This is a genomic window from Kitasatospora sp. NPDC058032 (assembly GCF_042885845.1).
GTDB lineage: Bacteria > Actinomycetota > Actinomycetes > Streptomycetales > Streptomycetaceae > Kitasatospora.
On sequence record NZ_JBHVRK010000008.1, the window covers coordinates 128529 to 135061 of the forward strand.

Genomic DNA, 6533 nt, shown 5'->3' on the forward strand with positions numbered 1-6533 from the left:
TTCCATGCCCTGGGAGGACTTTGTGTACAAGCTTTTGTTCGACCTCGTCTTCAAGAAGATGGACCCCGAGAAGGCCCACCACCTGGCCTTCTTCTGGATCCGGCTGGCCTCCTCGGTACCGGGCCTGCGCGGCCTGGTCCGGCTGGTGCTCGCCCCGCGCGACCGGGCGCTGCGCACCGACGCCCTCGGCCTCGCGCTGCCCGGACCGTTCGGCCTGGCGGCCGGCTTCGACAAGAACGGCGTCGGCATCGACGGCCTGTCGATGCTCGGCTTCGACTACGTCGAGATCGGCACCGTGACCGGCGAGGCGCAGCCGGGCAACCCGCAGCCGCGGCTCTTCCGGCTGGTCGAGGACCGCGCCCTGATCAACCGGATGGGCTTCAACAACCAGGGCTCGGCCCGGGTCGCCGCCCGCCTCGCCGCCCGCCCGCACACCAGCTCCACGCCGGTGGTGGGCGTCAACATCGGCAAGACCAAGGTGGTCGAGGAGGCCGACGCGGTCGCCGACTACGTGAAGTCCACCGAGCGCCTCGCCCGCTACGCCGACTACCTGGTGGTCAACGTCAGCTCGCCGAACACCCCCGGGCTGCGCAACCTGCAGGCCGTCGAGCACCTGCGCCCGCTGCTGAGCGCCGTGCGCGAGGCCGCCGACCGGACCACCCCGCACCACGTGCCGCTGCTGGTCAAGATCGCCCCCGACCTGGCCGACGAGGACATCGACGAGGTCGCCGACCTGGCCCTGGAGCTGGGCCTGGACGGCATCATCGCCACCAACACCACGATCGGCCGCGAGGGCCTGCGCTGCGACGCCGCCCGGGTCGAGGAGATCGGCATGGGCGGCCTGTCCGGCGCCCCGCTCAAGGAGCGCGCGCTGGAGGTCCTCCAGCGGCTGCGCGCCCGCACCGGGGGCCGGCTGGCGCTGGTCTCGGTCGGCGGCATCGAGACCGCCGAGGACGCCTGGCAGCGGATCGTCCACGGCGCCGACCTGGTCCAGGGCTACAGCGCCTTCATCTACGAGGGCCCGTTCTGGTGCCGGCGCATCCACAAGGGCCTGTCCGCCCGTCTGCGGGCCGGTGGCTTCCGCAGCCTGGCCGCGGCCGTCGGCAGCGCGGTGGACGCGCGCAAGGCCGTCTGAACCCCCTCCTCACGCTCCCCGGAAGGACGTCATGACCCTCGCCCCCTTCGGCACCCGCCTGCGCCACGCCCTCGACACCCGCGGGCAGCTCTGCGTCGGCATCGACCCGCACGCCTCCCTGCTCGCCGCCTGGGGCCTGGAGGACACCGTCGCGGGCCTGGAGACCTTCAGCCGCACCGTCGTCGAGGCGCTGGCCGGCCGGGTGGCCGTGCTCAAGCCGCAGGCCGCGTTCTTCGAGCGCTTCGGCTCGCGGGGCGTCGCCGTCCTGGAGAAGTCCGTCGAGGAGGCCAGGGCGGCCGGCGCGCTCGTCCTGATGGACGCCAAGCGCGGCGACATCGGCTCCACCATGGCCGCCTACGCCGAGGCCTTCCTGTCGCCCGGCAGCCCGCTGTTCTCGGACGCGGTGACGGTCAGCCCCTACCTGGGCTTCGGCTCGCTGCGGCCGGCGCTGGACCTCGCCACGGCCAACGGCGCGGGCGTCTTCGCGCTGGCGCTCACCTCCAACCCGGAGGGTGCCGAGGTGCAGCGCGCCGTCGGCGCGGACGGCGAGCCGGTGGCGGCCGCGGTGCTGCGCCAGCTGGCCGCCGAGAACGCCGGGGCCGAGCCGCTGGGCTCCTTCGGCGCGGTGGTCGGGGCGACCCTCGCCGACGCGGGCGTGGACCTGGCGATCAACGGCCCGCTGCTCGCCCCCGGGATCGGCGCCCAGGGCGCGACCATGGCGGACCTGCCGCGGGTCTTCGGCGCCTCGGTGCGCAACGTGGTGCCGAGCGTCAGCCGGGACGTCCTGAAGCACGGCCCCTCGGTGGAGGCGCTGCGCTCGGCCGCCGACCGTTTTGTCCAGGAGTACGCGGAGGCGGTCAAGTAGCGGACGAGAAGGACGGGTTCGCTCCTGGCGAACGCCGCGGAGCGCCGCGCTGACGGGCCGCGACGGTTCACGGGGGCGGCGGCTTGACGTGAGCGCCGTCACATCGGTGCCGCCAAAGGTTCGCAATCACGGTCATTTTGCCCGGGAAAGTCCTGGTCGGCCTTGGCTGACCAGGACTTTTCGTGTTCTTTTCCTGACGTGGCGCCGCAATCCGGGTAGTGTCCGGCGATAGGTCACCGAGGAGCCGCGAAACCCGCTGCTCCCGCAGGTCAGGGGCGGCGAGTTCGCTCTCCCGGCCGGCGTCGACCGGTGCCCTGGGAAGCACAACAGTCAGAGTTCAATCCCTTCCATCCACACCTGAGGTGAACGGCGTGGCTCTTCCGCCCCTTACCCCTGAACAGCGCACCGCCGCGCTCGCCAAGGCCGCCGAGGCTCGCCGGGAGCGCGCCGAGGTCAAGAACCGGCTCAAGCACTCCGGCGCCTCCCTGCACGAGGTGATCAAGGCCGGCAAGGCCGACAACGACGTGATCGGCAAGATGAAGGTCTCCGCCCTGCTGGAGTCCCTTCCGGGTGTCGGCAAGGTTCGGGCCAAGCAGATCATGGAGCGGCTCGGCATCTCCGAGAGCCGCCGGGTCCGTGGTCTCGGCACGAACCAGATCGCCTCCCTGGAGCGGGAGTTCGGCGGCGGTGCCGCCTGACCGTGCCCCGTGGTCCCGGGATCGTCCGCGATCCGGGATAATCGGTGCATGAGTGAGCGTCCGCGGCTGACCGTGCTCTCCGGCCCCTCGGGGGTCGGCAAGAGCACGGTCGTCGCTCATATGAGGAAGCAGTACCCCGAGGTCTGGCTCTCGGTGTCGGCGACGACCCGCCACCCGAGGCCGGGCGAGCAGAACGGGGTCCAGTACCACTTCGTCGACAACGACGAGTTCGACAAGCTGATCGCCAACGGCGAGTTGCTGGAGTGGGCCGTGTTCGCGGGCAACCGCTACGGCACCCCCCGCGCGGCTGTCCAGGAGAAGCTGGAGCGCGGCGAACCCGTGCTGCTGGAGATCGACCTGCAGGGCGCCCGCCAGGTGCGCGAGTCCATGCCCGAGGCGCAGCTGGTCTTCCTGGCCCCGCCGAGCTGGGACGAGCTGGTCCGCCGGCTCACCGGCCGGGGGACCGAGCCGCAGGACGTGATCGAGAAGCGGCTGGAGGCCGCGAAGGTCGAGCTGGCGGCCGAGCCGGAGTTCGACACGACCCTGGTCAACACCTCCGTCGAGCAGGTGGCGAGCGAACTGCTAGCCTTGCTCGGTGTAGGCTGACCTGTTGTCTTTTCCACCCTTTCGGAAGGTTTTCGCGTGTCCTCTTCCATGACCGCGCCCGAGGGCATTATCAACCCGCCGATCGACGAGCTGCTTGAGGCCACCGACTCCAAGTACAGCCTGGTCATCTACGCGGCCAAGCGTGCGCGTCAGATCAACGCGTACTACTCCCAGCTCGGCGAGGGCCTGCTGGAGTACGTCGGCCCGCTGGTCGACACCCACGTGCACGAGAAGCCGCTGTCGATCGCGCTGCGCGAGATCAACGCCGGCATGCTGACCGCCGAGGCGGTCGAGGCCGCCTGAGGCGGGCCCACCTTCGTGCGAAGGGCCCGTCGGAGTCCGCTCCGACGGGCCCTTCGGCGTTCCCGGGGGCGGCTCCGGCGGGTGTGGGGGTGTGGGGGGTGTGGGGGGTGCCACAGTGCGGGTGATCGCCGGGGCGCCGTAGGGTTGGCTGGCATCTGCGGAGCGCCACGAGGAGAGCTGGGGACCATGAGCGGTGGCACGGAGCGGACGGACGCACCGCGCGTCGTCCTCGGCGTCAGCGGCGGCATCGCCGCGTACAAGGCGTGCGAGCTGCTGCGGCGGTTCACCGAGTCCGGCCACCGGGTGACCGTGGTGCCCACCGCGGCGGCGCTGCACTTCGTCGGCGAGGCCACCTGGGCCGCCCTGTCCGGCCGCCCGGCCGCCACCGAGACCTGGGACAGCGTGCACGAGGTGCCGCACGTGCGGATCGGGCAGAACGCCGACCTGGTGGTGGTCGCCCCGGCCACCGCCGACCTGATGGCCAAGGCCGCCCACGGGCTGGCCGACGACCTGCTGACCAACACCCTGCTCACCGCGCGCTGTCCGGTCGTCCTGGCGCCCGCGATGCACACCGAGATGTGGGAGCACCCGGCGACCCGGGAGAACGTCGCCACGCTGCGCCGCCGGGGCGTCATCGTGCTGGAGCCCGCCAGCGGACGGCTGACCGGCAAGGACACCGGCAAGGGCCGGCTGCCCGAGCCGTCCGCGATCTTCGACGCCTGCCGCGCGGTGCTGCGCCACGGCGGCGGGCGGACCGACCTGGCCGGCCGGCACGTGGTGGTCTCGGCCGGTGGCACCCGCGAGCCGCTGGACCCGGTCCGCTACCTCGGCAACCGTTCCTCCGGCAAGCAGGGCTACGCGCTGGCGGCCACCGCGGCGGCCCGCGGCGCCCGTGTGACGTTGATCTCGGCCAATGCCGAGCTGCCCGATCCGGCCGGGGTGGACGTGGTCCGGGTGGCGACCGCGCTGGAGCTGCGGGACGCCGCGCTGAAGGCGGTCCAGGACGCGGACGCCGTGGTCATGGCCGCGGCGGTGGCCGACTTCCGGCCCGCGGTCTACGCCGCCGGCAAGATCAAGAAGGTCGAGGGCGTCGAGCCGGCGCCGGTCGAGCTCGTCCGCAACCCCGACGTGCTGGCGGAGCTCTCCGCCCACCGCACCCGTTCGGGCCAACTGGTCGTGGGTTTCGCGGCGGAGACCGACGACGTGCTCGCCAACGGCCGCGCCAAGCTCGCGCGCAAGGGCTGCGACCTGCTGGTCGTCAACGAGGTCGGCGGCGGCAAGGCCTTCGGCCAGGACGTCAACGAGGCCGTGGTACTGGGCGCCGACGGCAGTGAGACGCCCGTTCCGGTGGGCCCGAAGGAGGCGCTCGCGGACGTCGTGTGGGACCTCGTCGTGGAACGGCTTGATCCCTCCGCCGACTGATCTCGCAGAGTGGGCGGACGGTCTTCAATTGCGGAATCGCGTGACGTTCCTCGATAGCTGACCGTTACACTCCAGGAATCAAGTCTTTCCGGAAGCCCCCGGATCCGTCCGGGGTCTTTCAGTCAGCAGCCGCTGCAACCCCAGGGAGCGCTGTGTCTCGCCGCCTGTTCACCTCGGAGTCCGTCACCGAGGGACACCCCGACAAGATCGCTGACCAGATCAGCGACACCATCCTTGACGCGCTCCTCCGCGAGGACCCGGCCTCCCGGGTCGCGGTGGAGACGCTCATCACCACCGGCCAGGTGCACGTGGCCGGCGAGGTGACCACCAAGGCGTACGCGCCGATCGCCCAGCTCGTCCGGGACAAGATCCTGGAGATCGGTTACGACAGCTCCAAGAAGGGCTTCGACGGCGCCTCCTGCGGCGTGTCGGTCTCGATCGGCGCTCAGTCGCCCGACATCGCCCAGGGCGTCGACACCGCGTACGAGGCCCGGGTCGAGGGTGACGAGGACGACCTGGACAAGCAGGGTGCCGGCGACCAGGGCCTGATGTTCGGCTACGCGTCCGACGAGACGCCCGAGCTGATGCCGCTGCCGATCACCCTGGCCCACCGCCTCTCGCGCCGCCTCACCGAGGTCCGCAAGAACGGCACCATCCCGTACCTGCGCCCCGACGGCAAGACCCAGGTCACCATCGAGTACGACGGCGACAAGGCCGTCCGCCTGGACACCGTGGTCGTCTCCACCCAGCACGCCAGTGACATCGACCTGGAGTCGCTGCTGACCCCGGACGTCCGCGAGTTCGTCGTGGAGCCGGAGCTGAAGGCGCTGGCCGACCAGGGCATCAAGCTCGTCACCGAGGGCTACCGCCTGCTGGTCAACCCGACCGGCCGCTTCGAGATCGGCGGCCCGATGGGCGACGCCGGCCTCACCGGCCGCAAGATCATCATCGACACCTACGGCGGCATGGCCCGCCACGGCGGCGGCGCCTTCTCGGGCAAGGACCCGTCCAAGGTGGACCGCTCGGCCGCGTACGCGATGCGCTGGGTGGCGAAGAACATCGTCGCCGCCGGCCTCGCCCGCCGCGCCGAGGTGCAGGTCGCGTACGCGATCGGCAAGGCCGAGCCGGTCGGCCTGTTCGTGGAGACCTTCGGCACCGAGACCGTGCCGGTCCTCACCATCCAGAAGGCCGTCAGCGACGTCTTCGACCTGCGTCCGGCCGCGATCATCCGCGACCTGGACCTGCTGCGCCCGATCTACTCGCAGACCGCCGCGTACGGCCACTTCGGCCGTGAGCTGCCGGACTTCACCTGGGAGCGGACCGACCGCGTGGAGCAGCTGAAGAAGGCCGTCGAGGACTGATCGGCCGACCCGATCGTTTGATCTGATCGTTTGACGGCAGGTGGTGGGCGCCCGGGGGGGCGGGGGGGCCCCCCCAGGGGGTTTTTTGGTGGGGGCCGGGTCTTAGTTGGGGGGTGGTGGTGCGCCGCCAGGGGCTGGTGGTG

At 71.5% G+C, this 6533-nt stretch carries 7 protein-coding genes; all 7 read left to right on the forward strand.

What is annotated here, in order from left to right:
• Positions 1-22: 22 nt before the first annotated feature.
• The 7 genes from ACFVUH_RS15715 to metK all read left to right on the forward strand — a co-directional run bounded on the left by ACFVUH_RS15715 (position 23) and on the right by metK (position 6390).
• Positions 23-1135: a quinone-dependent dihydroorotate dehydrogenase gene (locus ACFVUH_RS15715; protein WP_355375537.1), complete on the forward strand. Its 1113-nt coding sequence runs from the start codon at positions 23-25 to the stop codon at positions 1133-1135.
• A 31-nt stretch (positions 1136-1166) separates the two neighbouring features.
• Positions 1167-2000: an orotidine-5'-phosphate decarboxylase gene (gene pyrF / locus ACFVUH_RS15720; RefSeq protein WP_355375534.1), complete on the forward strand. Its 834-nt coding sequence runs from the start codon at positions 1167-1169 to the stop codon at positions 1998-2000.
• Between the two features lie 371 nt (positions 2001-2371).
• The gene (gene mihF / locus ACFVUH_RS15725; RefSeq protein ID WP_030056187.1) at positions 2372-2698 is read left to right on the forward strand and encodes an integration host factor, actinobacterial type; all 327 of its coding nucleotides are present in this window, start codon (positions 2372-2374) and stop codon (positions 2696-2698) included.
• Between the two features lie 48 nt (positions 2699-2746).
• Positions 2747-3304, forward strand: coding sequence for a guanylate kinase (gene gmk / locus ACFVUH_RS15730; protein WP_344338787.1), 558 nt, complete (start codon positions 2747-2749; stop codon positions 3302-3304).
• 36 nt (positions 3305-3340) lie between these two features.
• Positions 3341-3607, forward strand: coding sequence for a DNA-directed RNA polymerase subunit omega (rpoZ, locus tag ACFVUH_RS15735; RefSeq protein WP_030056185.1), 267 nt, complete (start codon positions 3341-3343; stop codon positions 3605-3607).
• 186 nt (positions 3608-3793) lie between these two features.
• Entirely contained in the window at positions 3794-5029 is a 1236-nt protein-coding gene (gene coaBC, locus ACFVUH_RS15740; RefSeq protein WP_387913672.1) for a bifunctional phosphopantothenoylcysteine decarboxylase/phosphopantothenate--cysteine ligase CoaBC, read from the forward strand.
• A gap of 152 nt (positions 5030-5181) precedes the next feature.
• Positions 5182-6390, forward strand: a complete 1209-nt coding sequence (gene metK, locus ACFVUH_RS15745) for a methionine adenosyltransferase (RefSeq protein WP_355375527.1) — start codon at positions 5182-5184, stop codon at positions 6388-6390.
• The last annotated feature ends 143 nt before the right edge of the window (positions 6391-6533 follow it).